The 20652-nt window shown below is 72.2% G+C and carries 17 protein-coding genes, 3 tRNA genes and 1 pseudogene; 6 read left to right on the top strand and 15 right to left on the bottom strand.

Annotated elements, in window-relative coordinates:
- Nucleotides 1–292: pseudogene (locus tag FFA01_RS15950) on the top strand (UbiA family prenyltransferase); the annotation flags it as partial.
- A gap of 63 nt (nt 293–355) precedes the next feature.
- Here FFA01_RS15950 and FFA01_RS10985 read toward each other — a convergent pair.
- The 5 genes from FFA01_RS10985 to FFA01_RS10965 form a co-directional block, all read right to left on the bottom strand.
- Nucleotides 356–1528 (bottom strand): FAD-dependent oxidoreductase, encoded by a 1173-nt coding sequence (locus FFA01_RS10985; RefSeq protein WP_244289814.1) that lies wholly within the window; start codon nt 1526–1528, stop codon nt 356–358.
- A gap of 5 nt (nt 1529–1533) precedes the next feature.
- Nucleotides 1534–2256, bottom strand: a complete 723-nt coding sequence (locus FFA01_RS10980; protein WP_167627352.1) for a methyltransferase domain-containing protein — start codon at nt 2254–2256, stop codon at nt 1534–1536.
- Nucleotides 2256–3482: a type III polyketide synthase gene (locus tag FFA01_RS10975; protein ID WP_146856016.1), complete on the bottom strand. Its 1227-nt coding sequence runs from the start codon at nt 3480–3482 to the stop codon at nt 2256–2258. Before FFA01_RS10975 ends, FFA01_RS10980 begins: the two co-directional genes overlap by 1 nt.
- A gap of 165 nt (nt 3483–3647) precedes the next feature.
- Nucleotides 3648–3721: transfer RNA gene (locus FFA01_RS10970), tRNA-Met, on the bottom strand.
- Between the two features lie 51 nt (nt 3722–3772).
- Nucleotides 3773–3844: transfer RNA gene (locus tag FFA01_RS10965), tRNA-Thr, on the bottom strand.
- A gap of 126 nt (nt 3845–3970) precedes the next feature.
- Between FFA01_RS10965 and FFA01_RS10960 the strand changes: the two genes are divergently transcribed.
- Nucleotides 3971–4510 carry a 2'-5' RNA ligase family protein gene (locus FFA01_RS10960; RefSeq protein WP_146856014.1) on the top strand — a complete coding sequence of 180 codons (540 nt, stop codon included), beginning with the start codon at nt 3971–3973 and terminating at the stop codon, nt 4508–4510.
- 6 nt (nt 4511–4516) lie between these two features.
- Here the strand turns inward: FFA01_RS10960 and FFA01_RS10955 are convergent, their stop codons facing one another.
- Complete coding sequence (locus tag FFA01_RS10955; protein ID WP_244289813.1) at nt 4517–5482, bottom strand: aldo/keto reductase; 966 nt, start codon at nt 5480–5482, stop codon at nt 4517–4519.
- Nucleotides 5483–5558: 76 nt separating this feature from the next.
- Here FFA01_RS10955 and FFA01_RS10950 point away from each other — a divergent pair, with 76 nt between their 5' ends.
- Nucleotides 5559–7310, top strand: a complete 1752-nt coding sequence (locus FFA01_RS10950) for a glycoside hydrolase family 13 protein (protein ID WP_146856010.1) — start codon at nt 5559–5561, stop codon at nt 7308–7310.
- Between the two features lie 52 nt (nt 7311–7362).
- On the opposite strand, the gene FFA01_RS10945 is transcribed toward FFA01_RS10950, so the two are convergent.
- From FFA01_RS10945 to FFA01_RS10935, 3 genes are all read right to left on the bottom strand, one after another.
- Nucleotides 7363–8601 (bottom strand): M23 family metallopeptidase, encoded by a 1239-nt coding sequence (locus tag FFA01_RS10945; protein WP_146856008.1) that lies wholly within the window; start codon nt 8599–8601, stop codon nt 7363–7365.
- A gap of 267 nt (nt 8602–8868) precedes the next feature.
- Nucleotides 8869–9681, bottom strand: a complete 813-nt coding sequence (locus tag FFA01_RS10940; protein ID WP_146856036.1) for an inositol monophosphatase family protein — start codon at nt 9679–9681, stop codon at nt 8869–8871.
- 163 nt (nt 9682–9844) lie between these two features.
- Nucleotides 9845–9926, bottom strand: a tRNA-Tyr gene (locus tag FFA01_RS10935).
- A 467-nt stretch (nt 9927–10393) separates the two neighbouring features.
- On the opposite strand from FFA01_RS10935, the gene FFA01_RS10930 reads away from it, so the two are divergent.
- Nucleotides 10394–11287, top strand: coding sequence for a type IV toxin-antitoxin system AbiEi family antitoxin domain-containing protein (locus tag FFA01_RS10930; protein WP_146856006.1), 894 nt, complete (start codon nt 10394–10396; stop codon nt 11285–11287).
- Nucleotides 11288–11659: 372 nt separating this feature from the next.
- Here the strand turns inward: FFA01_RS10930 and cls are convergent, their stop codons facing one another.
- The 5 genes from cls to ubiE form a co-directional block, all read right to left on the bottom strand.
- Nucleotides 11660–13108: a cardiolipin synthase gene (gene cls, locus FFA01_RS10925; RefSeq protein ID WP_244289811.1), complete on the bottom strand. Its 1449-nt coding sequence runs from the start codon at nt 13106–13108 to the stop codon at nt 11660–11662.
- Between the two features lie 21 nt (nt 13109–13129).
- A complete protein-coding gene (locus tag FFA01_RS10920; RefSeq protein ID WP_146856002.1) occupies nt 13130–13618 on the bottom strand; it encodes a YajQ family cyclic di-GMP-binding protein in 489 nt (162 codons plus the stop codon).
- 106 nt (nt 13619–13724) lie between these two features.
- Entirely contained in the window at nt 13725–15101 is a 1377-nt protein-coding gene (locus FFA01_RS10915; RefSeq protein ID WP_146856000.1) for an FAD-dependent oxidoreductase, read from the bottom strand.
- A 93-nt stretch (nt 15102–15194) separates the two neighbouring features.
- Entirely contained in the window at nt 15195–16292 is a 1098-nt protein-coding gene (locus tag FFA01_RS10910) for a polyprenyl synthetase family protein (RefSeq protein WP_146855998.1), read from the bottom strand.
- Nucleotides 16289–17029, bottom strand: a complete 741-nt coding sequence (gene ubiE, locus FFA01_RS10905; protein ID WP_244289810.1) for a bifunctional demethylmenaquinone methyltransferase/2-methoxy-6-polyprenyl-1,4-benzoquinol methylase UbiE — start codon at nt 17027–17029, stop codon at nt 16289–16291. Before ubiE ends, FFA01_RS10910 begins: the two co-directional genes overlap by 4 nt.
- A 52-nt stretch (nt 17030–17081) precedes the next feature.
- On the opposite strand from ubiE, the gene FFA01_RS10900 reads away from it, so the two are divergent.
- Nucleotides 17082–18314 (top strand): isochorismate synthase, encoded by a 1233-nt coding sequence (locus tag FFA01_RS10900; protein WP_146855996.1) that lies wholly within the window; start codon nt 17082–17084, stop codon nt 18312–18314.
- Nucleotides 18311–19738 (top strand): MFS transporter, encoded by a 1428-nt coding sequence (locus tag FFA01_RS10895; RefSeq protein WP_244289809.1) that lies wholly within the window; start codon nt 18311–18313, stop codon nt 19736–19738. The genes FFA01_RS10900 and FFA01_RS10895 overlap by 4 nt, the downstream gene beginning before the upstream one ends.
- A 52-nt stretch (nt 19739–19790) precedes the next feature.
- Here FFA01_RS10895 and FFA01_RS10890 read toward each other — a convergent pair whose 3' ends face one another.
- Complete coding sequence (locus FFA01_RS10890; RefSeq protein ID WP_146855994.1) at nt 19791–20642, bottom strand: PPK2 family polyphosphate kinase; 852 nt, start codon at nt 20640–20642, stop codon at nt 19791–19793.
- Between the last annotated feature and the right edge of the window lie 10 nt (nt 20643–20652).

The following is a 20652-nucleotide window of genomic DNA, read 5'->3' as shown; positions in this document are numbered from 1 at the left end:
CCTGCCGCACCGGCTCGGTCGCGCCCGAGCGGGGCTCGTCGCCTTCGCGGCGCTGGCGGCGGGCGCGCTCCTGTCGCTCGCCGGGCAGACGCTGTGGCGCGGGGAATCCACCCCGGGCGCCTCGGCCGCGCTCGCCGTCGCCGGAGCCTCGGTCGTCGTCGGCATCGCCGTGGTCGGCGCGGTCGCCGTGCTCCGAGGCGGATCGACCCGCCTGCTCTTCCGGCTGATCATGCTCGCGGCGCTGCTGCTCGTGGCGCAGCTCGCGGTGGGCGGGGCGGCTCTCACGGTCTGACGGCGCGCCTCCTCGATGCGGCGCCGACCGTCTCGGACGGCGCCTGCGGGCCCGACCGAGGCGTCAGGCGAAGCGCATGGCGTACGTCGCGGCGAGCAGGCTGGCGCTGGGCAGCCCCAGTGCGACTCTCAGGCCCGCCTGCCGCACGACCGACGCACCCGCGCCGCAGGGGCGTCCGAGGGCGGTGTTGAGGCGCGCCTGACCGGCGGCCCTCCTCGCGGACCGGCGCCGCGCCTCCTGGTGGCCGCTGAAGGCCCCGGGGTCGAGTCGGCGCCCTCCCGCGCTGCGGAGCGCCCGTCGCAGAACGGGGACGAGGGCCTGGGCGTCGAGCCACCCGAGGTTCATCCCCTGACCGCCGATCGGGCTGATCTCGTGGGCGGCGTCGCCGATGAGCACGACCCGGCCGGACACCGTCGACGTGGCGAGGCGGGTGCGCACCGAGAACGCGCTGGTCATCGTGGCGGTCGCCGCGTCGACGGTGGCGCCGGTCCGTTCCCGCACGAGACGCGCGACCGTCTCGGCCGCCGCCTCATCGGCCCGCCCGCCCGACGGGACGCCCGCGGGCTCCGCGACCGCCGCCACGAAGCGGCGCACGCCTCCGGGCAACGGGAACGACTCGACGACCCCGGCCCGCTCGACGTTCACGACGGCCGTCTCGCCGTCGCCCGTGTCGTCGCGGAGGTCCGCCATGACGTAGTGGTCGCCGCGCTCGGTGACCGGTGCGGAGATGCCGACCAGTCGGCGCACGGGACTCCGGGCCCCGTCGGCGGCGACGACGAAGCGGGCGGCCGCCTCGACCGGGCCGTGGGACCCGACACCGCGCAGCAGCACGTGCTCGGCGGTCTGCTCGAGCCCCGTCAGCTCCACCCCGAGCCGGAGCGCCCCCGGCGAGAGATCGTCCAGACGCTCCCGCAGCAGGGCCTCCGTCTCGGACTGCGGTCGCGCGGCGACGAACGGGAAGCGCCGGTCGGCGCGGTCGAAGGTCAGGGTGCCGAGCGTCCGACCCGACCCACGGGCCTCGGCCCGGCCGATCGGCACCGAGCCCGCGACGACCCGGTCGGCGAGCCCGAGCTCGTCGAAGGCGTGCAGCGACGGCGGGTGGATGCCGATGGCACGGGAGTGCCCGGGAGGCGCGGTGCGGCGTTCCCAGACGACCACGTCGAGTCCGTGGCTCGCGAGCAGGGCCGCGGCGAAGACCCCGACCGGCCCGCCGCCGACCACGGCGACGTCGTGCATGCGGATCATCGTCGGTCGCCGCTCTCGCGCACGAGCCAGAGCCGGAACGGTTCGCGAGGGACGACCTGCCAACCGGCCGGCGCGACGGCGCGGAGCTCGTCTGCGCTGAAGCTCCGCCGGATGGACCGCAAGCCGTCGGTGCGGACGAACGACCGGCGCGCGAGCGGCAGCGTGCCCAGCCAGTAGGCGGCGTAGGCGGCTCGTGCCCGCCGGATGTCGGAGTGCACGACGAGGCGACGGGCGAGCAGCTCGCTGTCGGCCAGAACCGCGTCGCGGGCCGCGCGGTCGAGGTGGTGCAGCACGTGGTTCGACACCACGACGTCGAAGGTCTCGCCCGCGGCGACGAGGTCGCCGCTCGAGGCGCGACGGTAGTCGACTCCCGGCGCAGGACGGGCCGACGCCCAGTCGTGAGCGCGGCCGTCGGGGTCGGCGGCCGTCACGTGCAGGCGGAGCCCGTCGCGGGCGGCGCGCCGGACGAGCCCGCGGGCGACGTCTCCCCCGCCCGAACCCAGATCGAGCAGGCGGGTCTCGCACTCCGCCGACAGCAGCGGACGGAGGCGCTCGCGATACACCCGACCCCAGCCCGCGACGACGCCGTTCACGAGCGGGAACACCCCGTAGGTGCGCTGCAGCAGACCGAGGTCGCAGTCGGGGTCGTCCATCAGCTCGAGCAGCGCCTCGTCACGCCGTCCGAGGTCGATGCGGCCCGGATCCGTCGGAGACGCCATCAGGCCGTCCGGCTGCGGAACGAGCCGGTCTCGACGGTCAGCCCGGGCCCGAAGGCCATGGCGACCATGCGCTGGGGTCGAGGAGGCGCGGTGGACGACCACGCGCCTCCCTCGCTCTCGAGCGCCTCGCGCATCACGAACAGGACCGTCGCGCTCGACATGTTGCCGACGTCGCGCAGGACCCGACGCGACGCCGCCACCTGGTCGTCGCGCAGCTCGAGCCGGGTCTGCACGCGGTCGACGATGCTGCGGCCGCCGGGGTGCACAGCCCAGAGGTCGACGTCGTCGGCCGACAACCCGTCGACCCAGAGCGCCTCGAGCGCGCCGTCGATGTTCTCCTCGACGATGTGGGGCACGTAGCTGCTCAGCACCATGTCGAAACCGCTGTCGCCGATGCTCCAGGCCATGTCGCCCTCGCCGACCGGCGTCAGCACGGTCTCGAGCGCCTCGACGTCGAGGACGGCGACCCCCGGAGGCGCGGGCCGGGCCGTCACGATCGCCGCCGCCGCCCCGTCGGCGAACACGGACGAGGCCACGACGACGTCCGGGTCGGACGAGCTGCGCAGGTGCAGGGTGCAGAGCTCGACGCAGACGATCAGGACCACGGCGTCGGGATCGGCCAGACAGGTGTCGCGTGCCGAGCGCATCGCCGGGAACGCCCCGTAGCAGCCCATGAAGCCGACGTGCAGACGGCGGGTGGTCGGGGCGAGGCCCAGGGCTCTGACCAGCAGGTAGTCGGGACCGGGAGCGAAGAAGCCGGTGCACGAGACGGTGACCACGTGGGTGACGTCGGCGGCGGTGATGCCCTCGGCCCGATCCAGGGCGTCACGGGCCGCGGCCTCGAACAGGGCGGGGCTCCGGGCCACGTAGACGTCGTTGCGGGTTCCCGTGCTGGGATCGAGGATGCGGCGCGTGGTCGGGTCGACGAACACCGGGGCCACCGCGGGGTCGGGTGCGGCAGCCGGATCGTGCGCGTCGGAGAGGTCTGGCACGACCCCCGTATCGGGTGCGGCGGCCGGCGTCGCCGCCAGGGCCAGCTCGTCGACCACGGTGTGCCGCGTCTCGATGGCGGCGGCGTCGAACACCGCCCCGACCAGGCGCGTCCCCAGGCGGGTGAGGCCGGGTTGCGAGCGGAACAGATCGCGGATGTCGTCTTGTCGGAGCACCGTGTCGGGGACGGCCGTTCCGATGCTGCGGATGCTGACGGGATCCGCGTTCTCAGGCATGCGTCATGGTATGCCCTGCCGCTGCGCCCCGGGCCGGTTCAGCGCCGACGGCTGAGCGACACGTGCGGGAGACCGGCGCGGGCGAGACCGACACGGCCGAGCCCGACACGGCCGAGCCCGACACGGGCCGCAACTGGTGAAGGCCCTCCGAAGAGGGCCTTGCGGTAGCGAGGGCGGGACTCGAACCCGCGACACCACGATTATGAGCCGTGTGCTCTAACCAACTGAGCTACCCCGCCGCAGGCTGCTGACCTCGTCGGATGTCGCTTCGACGAGATCGTGACAGCCAGAGCCCCGAGTCGGGTTTGAACCGACGACCCCTTCCTTACCATGGAAGTGCTCTACCACTGAGCTATCGGGGCGTGACCTTCGAGTCGCGATCTGGTCGCGGCCGATTGGCACCAGGCAATATTAGCAGAGTCCGGAGGCTGCTCACGCCACCGGCGCACCGGGTGACGCCCGCGCCGCGGACGGCGCAGGATCGACGGGTGCACAGCATCGAACTCCTGCTCGACGACGCGTCCGACGCCGCCGTCCGAGACGACTGGCGACTCCTCGCCGAGGCGGGACTCCCGTCGCTCGCCGGCCACACCGGGGCCACCAACGCCCCGCACCTGACCCTCTCGGCGGCCGCGCGCTTCGACGACCGCGCCGACCCGCGCCTCCTCGACGTCTTCTCGAGGCTGCCGGTGAGCGTCGAGTGGGGAGGATTCGTCGTGTTCGGCCGTGGACCGCGAGGGCTCGTCCTGGCGCGCGGGGTCGTGGCCACCTCCGCGCTGCTGGACCTGCACCGGACGGTCCACGAGTCGGTGGGAGGCGCGGGTCCGGTCGAGCACAGCGCTCCCGGCCGGTGGACTCCGCACGTCACCCTCGCCTCGAGGCTCTCGCCCGAGCAGCTGGGCCGGGCTCTCGAGGTGCTCTCGGAGTCCGAGGTCGACGGCGCCACGGCGCGGCTCACGTCCGCGCGCCGGTGGGACGGCGACGCCCGGGTCGTCGTGCCGCTCGGCGGACCGACTCCGCCGGGCTGACCGGGATCAGTCGCGCGGTGCGGACGCGGCCTCGAGCTCGGCGAGGTCGCGCTCCGAGAACTCGACTCCGGCCGCGTCGAGCAGCCCCTCGAGCTGGATCGTGGTGCGGGCGCTGGCCAGCGCGCCGATCACGTTCTGCCGGGTGGCCAGCCAGGCGATCGCCACCGCGCCGGGGGCGACCCGCTGTCGGTCGGCGATCTCGACGAGGACCTCGACGATGCCGAGGTTCTTCGGCGTGACGTAGCTCATCGCGCGGCTCCCCCGCGGGGAGTCGCCCCGGCCCGCGTCGCCGCGGTACTTGCCGGTCAGGAACCCGCTGGCCAGGGACGAGTGCGGGAGCACCGCCAGGCCGAAGTGATCGACGATCGGCTGCACGTCCTCCTCGTAGTCGGCGCGACGGACCAGGTTGTAGGCGGCCTGGACCGCGGCGAAGGGGTGGAGGCCATCGCGGTCGGCGATGGCGAGGGCCTGACGGAGGCGCGCACCCGTGTAGTTCGACGCGGCGGGGTAGCGGATCTTCCCCTCGTCCACCAGCTCGCTGAGCGCTCCGACGGTCTCGTCGAGGGGCGTCTCGTCATCGTCGAAGTGCGCGAAGTAGTAGTCCACGTAGTCGGTGCGGAGACGGCGCAGGGAGGCGTCGATCGCCATCCGGATGCTCTCCCGGGTGAGCCCGGGGGCCTCGGGGTGCTGTCCGCACTTCGTGCTCAGGACCACCCGGTCGCGGTTGCCCGGTCGGGCGATCCACCGACCGATGATCGTCTCGGACTCGCCGCCGACGTTGCCCGGGAGCCACGCCGAGTACACGTCGGCCGTGTCGATGATCCTGCCGCCGTCGCCGACGAAGACGTCGAGCACCTCGAACGCCGTGGGCGCGCCGACCGTCCAGCCGAAGACGTTGGTGCCGAGCGCGAGAGGGAACGGGACGTCGTCGTCGGGATCGTCGACGACTCGGGGATCGGGCGGAGTGTCCACGGGTCTGCCAATCGTCGTCGGGTCGTCCCTGCACGCTAGCGGATGGAGGGTCGGCGGCCTGCCGTATCGTGGGCGCATGTCCTCACCTGAGCCCACGGGCGACACGCTCGACGCCCCCGCAGACTCCGAGACCGACGCACCCGTCTCCCCCGTCGAAGCCACCGCCGCCTCGTCCGAGAGAGGCGGAGAATGGTGGCGTACGGCCGTCATCTACCAGGTCTATCCCCGATCCTTCGCCGACTCGGACGGCGACGGCGTCGGCGACCTCCCGGGCATCACCTCCCGACTCGACGCGCTCGCCGACCTCGGCGTGGACGCCGTCTGGCTGTCGCCGTTCTACCGCTCCCCGCAGCGCGACGCCGGCTACGACGTAGCCGACTACCGCGACGTCGACCCGCTCTTCGGCAGCCTCGCCGACTTCGACGCCCTCCGGGCCCGCGCCACCGAGCTGGGCCTCCGGGTCATCGTCGACGTCGTCCCGAACCACACGTCGTCCGACCACGCCTGGTTCCAGGCGGCGCTCTCCGCCGAGCCCGGCTCGGTCGAGCGAGGCCACTACCTCTTCCGCGACGGCCGAGGCGACGACGGCGAGCTGCCGCCCAACAACTGGGAGTCCATCTTCGGCGGCCCCGCCTGGACGCGCGTCACCGAGGCGGACGGCACCCCGGGTCAGTGGTACCTCCACCTCTTCGACTCGTCGCAGCCCGACCTCGACTGGACGGACCCGTGGGTCCGCGACCAGTTCGTCGCCGTGCTGCGCTTCTGGCTCGACCGCGGGGTCGACGGCTTCCGCGTCGACGTCGCCCACGGCATGATCAAGGCCGAGGGGCTGCCCGACTACACCCCGCCGGCCGAGGCGGGCAGCATGGGCGGCGGTCAGGGCGACTCCGCTCCCCCGCCCTACTGGGGGCAGGACGGCGTCCACGAGATCTACCGGTCGTGGCGCGAGGTCCTCGACGAGTACCCCGGCGACCGGGTCATGGTCGCCGAGGCCTGGGTCGAGCCGCTCTCCCGCCTCGCCGACTGGGTGCGACCCGACGAGATGCACCAGGCGTTCAACTTCTCGTACCTCGAGACGGGCTGGTCGGCGTCCGAGATCCGTCGCGTCGTCGACGCGTCCATCGAGGTCTTCTCGAGCGTCGGCGCCCCGAGCACCTGGGTGCTGAGCAACCACGACGTCGTGCGCCACGCGAGTCGCCTGGCCCTCACGGCCGAGAACCCCCAGGGTCACGGCATCGGACCGAAGAGCCTCGGGCTCCCGATCCCCGAGCTGGGCCTGGCCCGGGCGCGCGCCGCCTCGGCCGTCATGCTCGCCCTGCCCGGCAGCGCCTACCTCTACCAGGGCGAGGAGCTCGGCCTGCCCGAGGCGATCGACCTGCCCGACGAGTCCCGTCAGGACCCGACCTGGTTCCGCACCGAGGGCGAGCGCTACGGCCGCGACGGCTGCCGCGTCCCGCTGCCCTGGGAATCCGGGTCGCCGGCCTTCGGCTTCAACGCGACCGGCGCCTCCTGGTTGCCGCAGCCCGACGACTGGTCGACCTACGCCCGCGACGAGCAGCAGGGAGTGGCGGGTTCGACCCTCGAGCTCTACCGTCTGGCGCTCCGCCTCCGATCGGAGCTCGGCCTCGGCCGGTCGACGATCAGCTGGCTCGACGAGTACGGCGCCGACGTCGTCGCGTTCCGCAGCGCGGGCGTGACCGTGCTCGCGAACACCGGCGACGTCGCGATCGAGCTGCCGGTCGGCGAGGTGCTGCTGTCGACGATGGCGCTCGACGGGCCCGCCCTGCCGGCGAACGCCGCCGTGTGGCTGCGCGAGAGCGCCGTCTGAGTCCCGCCCCCTGAACGAGAGAACCCCCGGCCGCGGCCGGGGGTTCTGTCGTTCAGTTGGTGTTGGCGGTGAGCCAGGGGTACGGGTCGACCGGGACGCCGTTGAGGTGGATCTCGAAGTGCAGGTGCGCGCCCGTGCTGTTGCCCGTGCTGCCGACGGCACCGACGATCTGTCCGACGGTGACCGTGTCGCCGACGGCGACGGTGACCGAACCGGTCTGCATGTGCGAGTACGTCGAGGTGACCTTCTGGCCGTTGATCACGTGCTCGATCTCGACGTGGTTGCCGAAGGCCCCCGAGGGTCCGCTGACCGCGCTGACGACGCCGTCGGCGATCGACTGGATAGGCGAGCCGGCACCGGGGATGAAGTCGAGGCCCTGGTGGAAGGTCGAGCAGAAGCTGCAGTTGCTCACCTGACGGGCGCCGAAGCCGCTGCTGATCGGCACGCCGGTCTGGAACGGCCACTGCACCGTGCCCGCGACGTCGTTGGTGAAGGTGCTCGCGCTGGTCGAGGCGTACTCGTTGACCACGATGGTGCTGACCGAGTAGCCGTCGCGCGACACGCTGGCCTCGGGGGCCGCACCGGCCGCGACGAAGCTCTGGGCTCCGGCCGCCTTCTTGGCCGCCGTGACCTCGGGGGTGTCGACGAAGAACGCGTTGGCGGGCACCGAGGTCGCGACGAGCATCGCGCCGGCGAACAGCATGGCGCCGACGACGGTGACGCGCTTCGAGGCACGGGCGAACGAGGCGCCCCGAGGGGCGGCGGACGTGGCCGCCGGGGTCGCTGCGGCGCGCGAAGCCCGGGGCGCCGTCGGGCGTGCGGAGGCGGAACGGGCCGGGGTCGAGCGGGCTCCGGTGGAGCGGGCTCCGGTGGAGCGGGCTGCGGTGGCGCGGGCTGTCGTGGAGCGCTGACCGCGGGTGCGCGACGAGGCCTCGGCGGCGCGACGGGCACGGCGCGAGTCGGGGTCGACGGCGGCGCCGCTCGTGGCGGGAGCGTCGGCGTCGGTGTCCGCCACGGAGGCGAGAGGCGACGGGGCGGTCGTGGCTGCCGGGACGACGAGGACGGGCTCGACCACGGTGGCCGGCGATCCGGTCGACGTGGCGCCGGCGAGTGCCGCGGCGGCTCGTTCGGCCTCGCGGGCCTCACGCCGCGTGGCGTAGACGGGAGCGATGGTCGGGATCGTGATGCTGGCGGTCGCGGTGTCCGAGACGGAGACCAGAAGCTCGTCCTCTGCGCGGAGCGACGGGGTTCCGTCGCCGTCGGGCTCGGCGATGTTCTGGTATTTCGACACGTCTGATGGATCCTCGGGGTTGTCGGGACGGAGAGGCGGGTGCTCCCTCTTCTTCTCGGCCGCTACCCCGTCGACCATGTCACGGAAAAGTAACGAACCAGTCCAGGGTAGCCGAAGGATGAACGAATGGCTACCCGCGGTCGGTGTCCGGCAGGGCCGAGGAGGCGCCGGCCGGGCCTCGCAGCACGGGGTCGGCTAGGGCTCATGCGGCCTTCGGGTGCGGCGCTCGCCTGCCGGCGGCCTGGCGGCGGCCTGGCTCGGACGGGCTCAGAACCGGGCGTCGGCCAGGGCCGTGATCAGTTCGTCGGCGATCTGCGGGGCGACCGCCACGGTCAGCGCCTCGTCGGGCGCCCGGCCGTCCTCCCCCTGCAGGACGGCCCCGGCCTCGGCGGCGATCAGGACGCCGGCGGCGTGATCCCAGGGCTTCAGGCCGCGCTCCACGTACGCGTCGAGTCGACCCGCCGCGACGGCGCAGAGATCGAGCGACGCGGCGCCCATCCGCCTGATGTCGCGGACCCGTCCGATCAGCCGTCCGAGGATCGCCGCCTGCTCGACGCGACGGTCGGAGTCGTACGAGAAGCCGGTGCCCACGAGCGACTGCTCCAGGGAGGCGGGGGTCGAGACGGCGAGGCGGCGTCCGGACAGCCACGCGCCTCCTCCGAGACGGGCCTCGTAGACCTCGCCGGCGAGCGGGTTCACCACGCAGGCCGCGAGGGCCCGCCACCGCTGCGGATCCGGACCGTTCTCGACGACGGCGATGCTGACCGCCCACTGCGGGATGCCGTACAGGAAGTTGACGGTGCCGTCGATCGGGTCGACGACCCAGGTCAGCCCGGTCGTCGAGTCGTCGGGGGCCCCCTCTTCGCCGAAGAACCCGTCGCCGGGGCGCTCGGCGGCCAGCCGGGCCCGGATGAACTCCTCGACCTCGCGATCGGTGTGGGTGACGACGTCGACGAGGCTGCTCTTGGTCGCGGCCACCTCGACGCCCTCGGATCGGCGGCTGGCCGCGAGCTCCGCGGCCTCGGTCGCGACCGATCGCGCCAAGCGGAGGAGCGCGTCCGACAGGGCGGGTTCGGGCACGGAGCCGTCCCGCTCGACGGCACCGGACGGACGATTCTCGGACACGGTGCCTCCCTGGGCGATCGGGTCGTGAAACACGAACGGACTCGAGCGATCGAGTCCGTTCTGAGGTGTGTCGTGGTGATCCGCCCTGCCGAGTCGATGTCTCGCTCGGATGAGGCCGTGGCAAGTGAGGGATTCGAACCCCCGAAGGCTACGCCGGCTGATTTACAGTCAGATCCCTTTGGCCACTTGGGTAACTTGCCATGCACGCCCAGCCCATGTGTTCATCGACCGGAGGCGCCAGACAAATATACAGCCTCGCGAGCCTCCTGTTGACCACCCGCACCTCCTGCACCCCTCCCCGCCCCTCCCCGTCGCCCGCTCCCGCCCGACGGCCCCCGCACTCGGCTGGCTGTGCAATTCGCGACCGTGGCGGGTCCGCACGCCGCGTGATCGTGGCGTGTCGCGCCTCCTCGGCTCCCATCGGTCGAGTTCGGCACGCTGTACCGCCTCTCGACGGTCGGGTTCGGCACGCAGCAGCGACTCCCCGGGGTCGGGTACGGCGCACCGGAGGGCATCCCGCCGGTCGGATTCGGCCTGCCACCCGAGAAGCGCCCTCCACAGACACCCGGCTCGACCCGCCCTCCCCCGATGCCCTGCTCGACCCGCCCTCCACCGCCGACGCGGACGAGCCGCCGGAACCGCCCGGCTTCCGCAAGGATCCCGTTCCATGACCAGCCGCGTCCCCGACCTCATCCGACACCTCGGCGGCCTCGCCCACCGTCGCGAACTGCTCGGGCGTGGACTCACCCGCCGCCAGGTCGAGACGTCCTGGGCCGACGGCGAGATCGTCCGCGTGCGTCACGGGCTCTACGCGTCGCGGGGGCTCCCCGACGACATCATCAGAGCGGCCCGCGTAGGAGGCACGGTGTCGGGAGCCTCGTCACTCGCCCTCCGAGGTGGCTGGCAGGCTCCCTCGCCCCGTCTCGTCGTGTCGGTCGCGCACAACGCCCGCGACCTCCGAGACCCGGATGATGCCGGAGCGCGGCTGGATGCGGGGCGGTCGGACGTCCTGGTCCTGCGGGACCGGACGCGGTTCTGCCCGAGGACGGAGCGCCTCCTGGCGTCGCCGAGCCGAGCGGCCGCCCAGGTGCTCCTCCACGAGAGCCCGGAGTTCGCCGCCGCGATGATCGACTCCGCCATGCGGCTCCCGCACCGGCAGAGGCCCATCCTCAACGAGGTCCTGGAGCACCTCGCGGGACACCGCACGGCCCGGGGCATGATCGCGTCGCTCGATCCGCGCGCCGAAGCGGGCAGCGAGTCCATCGCCCGCGTCCGCCTGGCCCAGGAGGGGATTCGCGCCGAACCTCAGGTGTGGGTCGACGCGGACACTCGGGTCGACCTCCTGATCGACGGCTGGCTCGTCATCGAATGCGTCAGCGTGGACTTCCATTCGTCTCCCGCGGCCTACAAGGCCGACCGTGCCCGCATCCTGCACATCATGGCCCTCGGGTACGTCGTCATCGAGGCGACCTACTCTCAGATCCTCTTCGATTGGACGGCCGTGTCGACGGCTGTCACGGTCGCCCTCGGACGCCACGCAGGAGCACGCCTCTCCGCTTAGCAGTGCGCCCCCGGCAGGTGGGGACAGGCGGATCCGACCGTCGGAGGCCGTCTTCCGTGTCTCCGGGGCCGTCCGCCGCGCCTGCCGCACCCAGGGCCGAACGCGGCCGCCGCGCCTCCACCCCTGGGGCTGAACCCGACCGTCGCGAGCTCCATCCCTGGGGCCGAACCCGACCGCCGCGAGCTCCATCCCCGGGGCCGAACCCGGCCGCCGCGAGCTCCATCCCCGGGCCGAACCCGACCGCCGCGAGCTCCATCTCCGGGCCGAACCCGACCTCGACGGCCTCTGGACCGGCGTTGAACCCCGTTTCTCCTGCCCAGGGGGGCGCGCATGTCGCGATTTGCACACCGGGGGGGGGGCGGGCGGCGGGGGCTACTGCACGGCGGAGGTGAGGCGGGCGACGTTGTCGAGCACCTTCGAGCGGAACGGGCGCGCCTGCCACTCGTCGAGGGTGAGCTCGCGGCTCGCATCGCGGTAGGACTGCTCGACCTCGCGGATCCGCCGGACGAATCCTCGACCGCGGATCATGATCGAGATCTCGAGGTTGAGGCTGAACGACCGCATGTCCATGTTGCTCGACCCGATCACGGCCACCTCCTCGTCGATGGTCACGTGCTTGGCGTGCAGCACCGTCGGGGATCGGTAGAGGAAGATCCGCACGCCGGCGCGCAGCAGCGCCTCGTAGTACGACCGCTGTGCGTGATATACGACGGGCTGGTCGCCGATCTCGCTGACGAACAGCTGCACGTCGAGACCCCGCTGCGCAGCGGTCGTGACGGCGTAGAGCATCGACTCGTCGGGCACGAAGTACGGGCTCGTGAGGATGATGCGCTCCTGCGCGCTGTAGAGGAGCGAGTTGAAGAGCCGGAGGTTGTTCTCGCCCTCGAAGCCGGGCCCGCTCGGGACCACCTGGCAGTCGACGGTCTCGAGCGCGTCCGACGTGTGCACCGGGTCGGCCTCGCGGATCAGCAGCTCGTCGGTCTCGCTGTACCAGTCGGTCACGAACAGGGCGTTGATGCCGGCCACGATGGGGCCGTCGAACCGCACCATGAAGTCCTTCCAGGCGAGACCGCGACGACGGTTCTTCCGCTTCTGGTAGCCGCGATCGATCATGTTCTGCGAGCCCGTGAACGCGACCGTCCCGTCGATGACGAGGAGCTTGCGGTGGTTGCGGAGATCGGGGCGCTGGTACTTGCCCTTCAGAGGCTGCACGGGCAGCATCAGCTGCCACTCGACCCCGATCCGGTCGAGGCGTCGCCTGGTCTTGCGGTAGCCCGGATAGCCGCGGCTGGCGATGTGGTCCATGAGGAGGCGGACCGTGACTCCGCGGCGCCGGGCGTTCTCGAGGGCGATGAAGAACGGCTCGGTCGTCGCGTCGAGGCTCGTGATGTAGAACTCGGCGTGCACCCACCGATGGGCGTCGTCGACGGCCGCGACCATCGCCGCGATCGAGTCGTCGTACTCGGAGTGGATCTCGGCCGTGTTGCCGCCGACCAGCGGCATGGCGCCGAGCGTGCGGTTCAGCTCGACGACCGAGTCGAGCCACGCGGGCCAGGGGTGGTCGCGCTTGACGCGCTCCATCCCCTCGGTGGTCTCGACGATGTACTTGTTGATCTCCGCCTGCTTCTCCCGGCGACGACGAGGGAGGCGCGTGCTGCCGATCAGCAGGAAGAGGATGAAGCCGACGTAGGGGATCAGGAAGATCGCCAGCAGCCAGGCCGTCGCCGTCTGAGGACGCCGGTTGATGGGGACATAGACGATCGCGAAGACGCGGATGGCGACGTCGACGACGATGCCCAGCACGGCGAGGGTGGGAGCCACCCACGACGGTTCGACCACGGACTACCTGAAGTTCACGAACTGGAGGTCGACGTCGAGGTCGGCTTTCTTGAGCAGGGCCATCGTGGCCTGCAGGTCGTCGCGGCTCTTGGACTGGACCCGCAGCTCGTCGCCCTGGATCTGGCTCTTGACGCTCTTGGGGGCCTCGTCGCGGATGATCTTGCCGATCTTCTTCGCCTGGTCCTGCTCGATGCCCTCTTTCAGGGCCGCCTCGATGCGGTACTCCTTGCCGCTCGCGTACGGCTCGCCGGCGTCGAGGTGCTTCAGGCTGATGCTGCGCTTGATGAACTTCGACTCGAGGACGTCGAGGACGGCCTTGACGCGCTCCTCGGTGCTCGCCTTGAGGAGCAGCTTCTCGCCGCTCCAGTCGACGGACGCACCGACGTTCTTGAAGTCGTAGCGCTGCTCGATCTCCTTCTGCGCCTGATGGAGGGCGTTGTCCGCCTCCATCTTGTCGACCTTGCTGACCACGTCGAAAGAGCTATCTGCCATGCCGACCAGCCTAGCGATCCGCTCCGACATCGGTGACCCCGCCGGCGGCGACGCCCACGACCCGCGGGCGACGGGTCCGGGGGGACCGCCGCCCGCAGGAGGTCGGCTATGACAGGGCGGAGGCCTCGTCGCGCGAGACGCGGACCATCTCGTCGCGGGGCACGACCTTGACGCGCACCCGCTCGTGCGGGTGGGCCGCGCCGAGGGCCTGCTCGTGCTCGTCGAGACGGTGCCAGCCGTCGAGGTCGGTGTACGCGACTCCGCGCGACTCGAGCAGGGCCGGGATCGCCTCGGGGGCGGTCTCCTCCGGCTGCCACCAGCTCGCCTGGTCGTTGATGACGTGCGAGACGGTCTCCATGGCGTCGCTCTTGGTGTGCCCGATGAGGCCGACCGGTCCGCGCTTGATCCAGCCGGTGGCGTAGACCCCGGGGACGATCTGATTGTCGTCGTCCATGACCTGGCCCTCGTGGTTCGGCACGACCCCGCGACGCTCGTCGAACGGGATGCCGTCGAGCGGCGAGCCGAAGTACCCCACGGCGCGGTAGACGGCCTGGACCGGGACGTCGCGGATCTCGCCGGTGCCCTCGACGCCGCCCTGCCCGTCGGGTCGCGTGCGCTCGTAGCGGAAGGCCGCCACGCGCCCCTCGTCGTCGCCGACGATCTCGACCGGCTTGGCGTAGAAGTGCAGGTGCAGACGACGCGACGCCTGGCCGACCTCGCGCTGACGCCACTGGTTGAGCACCTTGTCGATGACGAAGACCTGCTTGTTCGTCGCGATGGCGGTCTTGGACGCCTCGTCGTGGTCGAAGTCCTCGTCGTAGACGATCATGTCGACGTCGCGCACCTCGCCGAGCTCGCGGAGCTCGAGGGGGGTGAACTTGACCTGCGCGGGCCCGCGGCGGCCGAAGACGTGCACGTCGGTGACGGGCGACGCCTTGAGCACCTCGTAGACGTTGTCGGGGATCTCGGTGGGGAGGAGGTCGTCGGCGTGCTTCGCCAGGATGCGCGACACGTCGAGCGCGACGTTGCCGACTCCGACGACGGCGACGGACGACGCCTCGAGAGGCCAGGTGCGCGGCACGTCGGGGTGCCCGTCGAACCAGCTGACGAAGTCGGCCGCGCCGTAGCTGCCCTCGAGCTCGACGCCGGGGACGTCCAGGTCGGCGTCGCGGATCGCGCCGGTCGAGAAGATGACGGCGTTGTAGTGCTTCTTCAGGTCGTCGAGCGACAGGTCGACGCCGTAGCGCACGTTGCCGAAGACCCGGATGTCGCCGCTGTCGAGCACGTCGCGCAGGGCGTTGACGATGCCCTTGATGCGCGGGTGGTCGGGGGCCACGCCGTAGCGGACGAGACCGTAGGGGGCGGGCAGCTGCTCGAAGAGGTCGATCTGGACGTCGAACCCCTTCTCGGCTTTGAGCAGGATGTCGGCGGCGTAGATGCCGGCGGGTCCGGCTCCGACGATGGCCAGTCGCAAGGTGGTCACGGTGTTCTCTCTCCTGCTGGGTGGCTCGGCGACGCCGGCCGGTGGACGGTGATGCGGGGTTCGGGGCGCCTCGACGAGGAGGTGCGGTGCCGGTCAGGCGGAGCGCTCGACCACGCGGTCGGCGAAGCGGGTGAGCGCCTTCTTGACCGGGCCCGACGGCAGCGGCGCCAGGGCGTCGAGCGCTTCGCGAGCCCAGCGGTGGGCCTCGAGACGGGTGCGCTCGGTGACGTCGTGCTCGCGCACGCGGCGGACGACGTCGGCGAACTCGGCGTCGAGCCGACCGTCCACATCGGGGTCGGACTCGGTCTCGCCCTGCGTCGCCTCGACGATGCGGTCGATCTCGGACAGCAGGGCCGACGCCTCGAGATCGGTCCGGGCCAGCTGCCGGAGATACAGCACGGGCAGCGTGACCACGCCGGCTCGGAGGTCGGTGCCCGCCTTCTTGCCCGTCTCGGCCGGCTGGTCCGAGAGGTCGATGACGTCGTCGATCAGCTGGAAGGCGATGCCGATCTTCTCGCCGAACTCGGCGACCGGGGCGAGGTACTCCCGCGGTGCACCGCTGAACATGACGCCGGCGCGGGCCGCCGTCGAGATGAGCGATCCGGTCTTGTCGGCGAGGACGTCGAGGTAGTGGGCGATCGGGTCGTCGCCGTCGCGCGGTCCGATCGTCTCGTGCAGCTGCCCGAGGCAGAGCCGTTCGAACGTCTCGGCCTGCAGCAGGATCGCCTCCTGGCCGAGCCCGGAGACGATGGTGCTCGCCCGGGCGAAGAGCAGGTCGCCGCTCAGGATGGCGACGTTGTTGCCCCAGACGGTCTGCGCGCTGGGGACGCCGCGGCGCATCTGCGCCTCGTCCATGACGTCGTCGTGGTAGAGCGAGGCCAGATGCGTGATCTCGGTCGCCTGGGCGGAGGCGACGATGCCGGGGGTGGCCCCCTCGCCGAGCTGGGCGATCAGGAGGGTCAGGGTCGGGCGGACCCGTTTGCCGCCGGCGGCCAGCAGGTAGCGCGTCGTGGCGTCGGCGATCTCGTCGGCGAACGCGATCTCGCGGAGGAGGCCCTCCTCGACCAGCTCGAGCCCGTCGTCCACGGCCGCCACGAATCGTCTCTCGGCCGGCGTCGCGAACAGCCTCTCGCCGAGCCCGAGGGACCGGCCGAGCGAGTTGCGGTGGGCGACGGGCCCACCCGCGGTCACGAGGTGGCCCGCTTCTTCGACGAGGAGGCGCGGGTCGGCGCGGACACCGGCTTCCGACCGCGGTGGAGGGCGACGATGCCGAACGTCAGGTTGCGGTACGCGACGCGCGTGAACCCGGCCCCGCGCAGCCACTGGCTCAGCACCTGCTGCTCGGGCCAGGCGGCGATGGAGTCGGCGAGGTACGTGTAGGCGGGGCTGTTGCTGCTCGCGAAGCGCGCGATCAGGGGCATGCCGAAACGCAGATAGGCCCGGTAGGAGGCACGGAGGAGCCCGAACGGCGGCGTCGAGAACTCGCAGACCACGAGACGTCCACCGGGCTTGAGGACGCGGTGCATCTCGGCCAGAGCGACCTTGGGACGGTTGACGTTGCGCAGGCCGAACGAGATGGTGACGGCGTCGAACGTGGCGTCGTCGAAGGGCAGCGCCTCGGCGTCGCCCTCGACGAACTCGAGCTCGGGATGGCGAGCGCGCCCGACCTCGACCATGCCGTGACTGAAGTCGAGTGCGACGACCTCGGCACCGCGCTTCGCGATGGCCGCCGAGCTCGTCCCGGTGCCCGCCGCGATGTCGAGGACCTTGTCGGCCGGGCCCGCGCCGATGGCCTTGACGGTCGCGACACGCCACAGGACGGCGTTGCCCGCGGACAGCACGTCGTTCGTGCGGTCGTAGTGCGCAGCGACGCCGTCGAACATCGACGCGACCTCTGCGGGTTGCTTGTTCATGTCGGCCTTGGTCACGATGAGCGATCCTACCGGCACTGCCGGTGCGTCGCCCGAGTAGGCTGTCGCGGTGAACCTCCCGTCGTTCCGAGCCCCGTCCCTCTCCGTGCGCAGCACCCGGATCGACCACATCAGCCCCCTGCTCGATGTCGTCGACCGACGGAACCCGCTCGTCTTCGTCCGTGGCGGAGCGGGCATGGCCGGCATCGGCGAGGCCCTCCGACTCGAGTTCCATGGCCCCACCCGGATGACCGACGCGGCCGACGCCTGGCGCGAGGTCGCCGCCGCCGCCACCGTCGACGACGAGGTCGGGGTGCCGGGCACCGGCCTGATCGCCTTCGGATCGTTCGCGTTCGACGACGAGTCGACCGACACGAGCGTGCTGATCGTGCCGCGCATCGTGCTGGGACGCCGCGACGGGGTGGCCTGGATCACGCGGGTCGACGACGCCGTGACGCCGGCGCCGACGCCGGTGGGGGCCGCCGTCCGTCTGCGGCTCGTCGAGGGGGCGCTGACGCGCGACGGCTACGCCGCCGCGGTGGCGCAGGCCGTCGACGCGATCGGCCGAGGCGAGGTGAGCAAGGTCGTCCTGGCCCGCGACCTCGTCGGCCGGATCCCCGCCGAGGCGGACCTCCGGATCGTCGCCGCCACGCTGCTGACCGCCTACCCCGACTGCTACGCCTTCGCCGTCGACGGGCTGATCGGGGCCAGCCCCGAGACCCTGGTGCGCACCGAGCTCGGCGAGGTCTCGGCGCGGGTCCTCGCCGGGAGCGCCGCCCGAGGCGTCGACGCCGTCAGCGACGACCGTGCCGCCCACGCGCTGGCCACCTCGACGAAGGACCTCGACGAGCACGCCTACGCCCTGCGCAGCCTGCTGCAGTCGCTCGGCCGCCATGCCGACGGGATCGTGACGGGCGAGCAGCCCTTCACCTTGAAGCTCCCCAACCTCTGGCACCTCGCGAGCGACGTCCGCGGGCGTCTCACCGACGGGTCGAGCTCGCTCGACCTCATCGCGTCCCTGCATCCGACGGCCGCCGTCGCCGGGACGCCCACCCCGGAGGCGCTGGCCCTGATCCGCCGCCTCGAGCCGTTCGACCGCGGTCGCTACGCCGGCCCGGTGGGCTGGGTCGGGGCCGACGGCGACGGCGAGTGGGCGATCGCCCTGCGCTGCGCCCAGGTGTCCCCCGACGGGACGGTCCGCGCCTTCGCCGGGGCGGGCATCGTCGCGGACTCGGTCCCCGAGCGCGAGGCCGCCGAGACCGGCATGAAGTTCCAGCCCGTGGTCGGGGCGTTCGCGCAGTGACCGCCCCTCCGAGCCCCCGCGTCGGCGGCGGAGCGGTCGAGGCCTGGTCGCGACCCGTCGCACTGGTGGTCGCCGCGGCCTTCTTCATGGAGAACCTCGACGCGACGATCCTCTCGACGGCCACCGCCTCCATCGCCCGCGACTTCGCGGTCCAGCCGGCCGAGGTCGGAATCGCGGTCACCAGCTACCTCGTCGCCGTCGCCGCGTTCATCCCGCTCGGCGCGTGGCTCGCCGAGCGCTGGGGCGCCCGACGCGTGTTCCTCGCGGCCATCGTGCTGTTCACCCTGGCCTCGGTGGCGTGCGCCGTGAGCGGTGATCTGGTGTCGCTGACGGCGTCTCGCGCGCTGCAGGGCTTCGCCGGCAGCATGATGGTGCCGATCGGCCGCCTGATCGTGCTGCGGAGCACCGGCGCGTCCGAGCTGATCCGGGCCATCGCGTATCTCACCTGGCCGGCCCTCGTCGCGCCCGTCATCGCTCCCCTGATCGGCGGGCTGCTCACCGAGCACCTCGGCTGGCAGTGGGTCTTCCTGGTCAACGTGCCCGTGGGCGCGGCCCTGCTCGTCGTGGCCTGGCGGGTCGTCCCCGTCGTCGCGCCCGCGGACCGGCCGCGTCTCGACGGCGTGGGTCTCGGCCTCGTGGTGGCCGCGATCGTCTCCGGGGTCGTCGCGTTCGAGCTGCTCGGCGCCGCTCCGACGGCGATCGGCGGAGCCGCCCTGCTGCTGCTCGCGGTGCTGCTCGTCGTGGCGGCGGCCCGGTGGTTCCGGCGGGCGGCGCATCCGCTGCTCGATCTGACCGCATTCCGCATCGCGTCGTTCCGGGTCACGAACCTGAGCGGCTCGCTCTACCGGGCGGTCGTGAACGGGGTCCCGTTCGTCGTCCCGCTCCTGCTCCAGGACGGCTTCGGCTGGTCGCCGGCGGAGGCCGGCCTGATGCTCACCTGGGTCTTCGTCGGCAACCTGGGGGTCAAGCCGTTCACGACCCCGCTGATGAGGCGGTTCCCGGTCGTCCCGATCATCACCGTGGCCACGGTCGGACTCGCGGCGACCTTCGTCGCGAGCGCCCTCGTGTCCGCGGACACCTCGCGCATGCTCGTGGCGCTGGTGCTGCTGCTCAGCGGGGTCTTCCGCTCGGTCGGCTTCACCGCCTACAACACCCTGCAGTTCGCCGACGTCCCCGCCGAGCGGCTCGCTCCGGCGAACGCGCTCTCGTCGATCACGAGCCAGCTCGCGACGGGGCTCGGAGTCGCCCTGACCGCGTCGGTCGTCCGCGTCGCCGACTCGACGCTCGGCACGACGGGCGTCGGCGATCCCACGGGGTACCGCATCGCCCTCGTCGTGCTGGCCGCGCTGGCCCTCGTCAGCGTCGTCGAGGGGCTGCGGCTCCCGCGAGGCACGGGCGCCTCGCTCCGGGCCCGCGCGAGCTGACCGGGACGACCCGCGCCTCCTCGGTCACGGGCCGGGAACCGGACGACGGGGATCAGGTCGAGGCGAGCCGGATCCTCTCGAGCTCGACGTCGTACTCGGCCGCCGGCCAGACGGGCCGACGGGCGGCGAGGGCGTCGATCAGGAGGCGCTGGACGGCCACCCTCGCGTACCACTTGCGGTCGGCGGGGACGACGTACCACGGCGCCTCGTCCGTCGACGTGCGTCGGATCGCGGTCTGGTACGCCTCCTGGTAGTCGTTCCAGAGGAGACGCTCGTCGAGGTCGCCGGGGTTGTACTTCCAGTGCTTCTCGGGTCGGTCGAGCCGATCGCGCAGCCGGGACCTCTGCTCGTCGGACGAGAGGTGCAGCATCACCTTGACGACGGTGGTCCCCTGGTCGACGAGCTCCCGCTCGAAGTCGACGATCGCGCCGTAGCGGCGCTCGATCTCGTCCGGGGAGGCGAGTCGGCGCACCTTGCCGATCAGGACGTCCTCGTAATGCGAGCGGTCGAAGACCCCGATCGTGCCGGGCCCGGGGAGCTCGCGTCGGACGCGCCAGAGGAAGTCGTGCGCGAGCTCCTCCTCGGTGGGCGCCTTGAAGGCGTGATGCGCGACCCCCTGCGGATCCACCGCGCCGACCACGTGTCGGACGATGCCTCCCTTGCCCGCCGTGTCCATGCCCTGCAGCACGAGGAGCACCGATCCCGTGTCGCCGCCGTGACGGCTGCCGGCGAAGAATCGCTCCTGCAGGTCGCCGAGGGTCTCCCGCCCCGCCTCGAGCGCCCGCGCCGCGTCCTGCTTGTCGCCCGCGAACCCGGGCGACGACGACGGGTCGATCGCCGCCAGGTCGACGTCGGAGTCTGCTCGCAGCAGCTCGGAGGGCGGGGTCGTCCAGGTCGTGGCCATGGTCCGAGCC

Origin of the sequence: Frigoribacterium faeni (genome assembly GCF_007988805.1) — a bacterium.
Lineage (GTDB): Bacteria > Actinomycetota > Actinomycetes > Actinomycetales > Microbacteriaceae > Frigoribacterium > Frigoribacterium faeni.
Note: the sequence above shows the minus strand (reverse complement) of the source record. Positions and strands in the feature narration are given on the sequence as shown.

What these genes read in the sequence shown, in the direction of transcription:
- FFA01_RS10950 (WP_146856010.1), top strand. Translation starts at nt 5,559, where the DNA reads ATGTCCTCACCTGAGCCCACGGGCGACACGCTCGACGCCCCCGCAGAC.
- FFA01_RS10985 (WP_244289814.1), bottom strand. Translation starts at nt 1,528, where the DNA reads ATGCACGACGTCGCCGTGGTCGGCGGCGGGCCGGTCGGGGTCTTCGCC.
- FFA01_RS10980 (WP_167627352.1), bottom strand. Translation starts at nt 2,256, where the DNA reads ATGGCGTCTCCGACGGATCCGGGCCGCATCGACCTCGGACGGCGTGAC.
- FFA01_RS10930 (WP_146856006.1), top strand. Translation starts at nt 10,394, where the DNA reads ATGACCAGCCGCGTCCCCGACCTCATCCGACACCTCGGCGGCCTCGCC.
- FFA01_RS10975 (WP_146856016.1), bottom strand. Translation starts at nt 3,482, where the DNA reads ATGCCTGAGAACGCGGATCCCGTCAGCATCCGCAGCATCGGAACGGCC.
- FFA01_RS10890 (WP_146855994.1), bottom strand. Translation starts at nt 20,642, where the DNA reads ATGGCCACGACCTGGACGACCCCGCCCTCCGAGCTGCTGCGAGCAGAC.
- FFA01_RS10920 (WP_146856002.1), bottom strand. Translation starts at nt 13,618, where the DNA reads ATGGCAGATAGCTCTTTCGACGTGGTCAGCAAGGTCGACAAGATGGAG.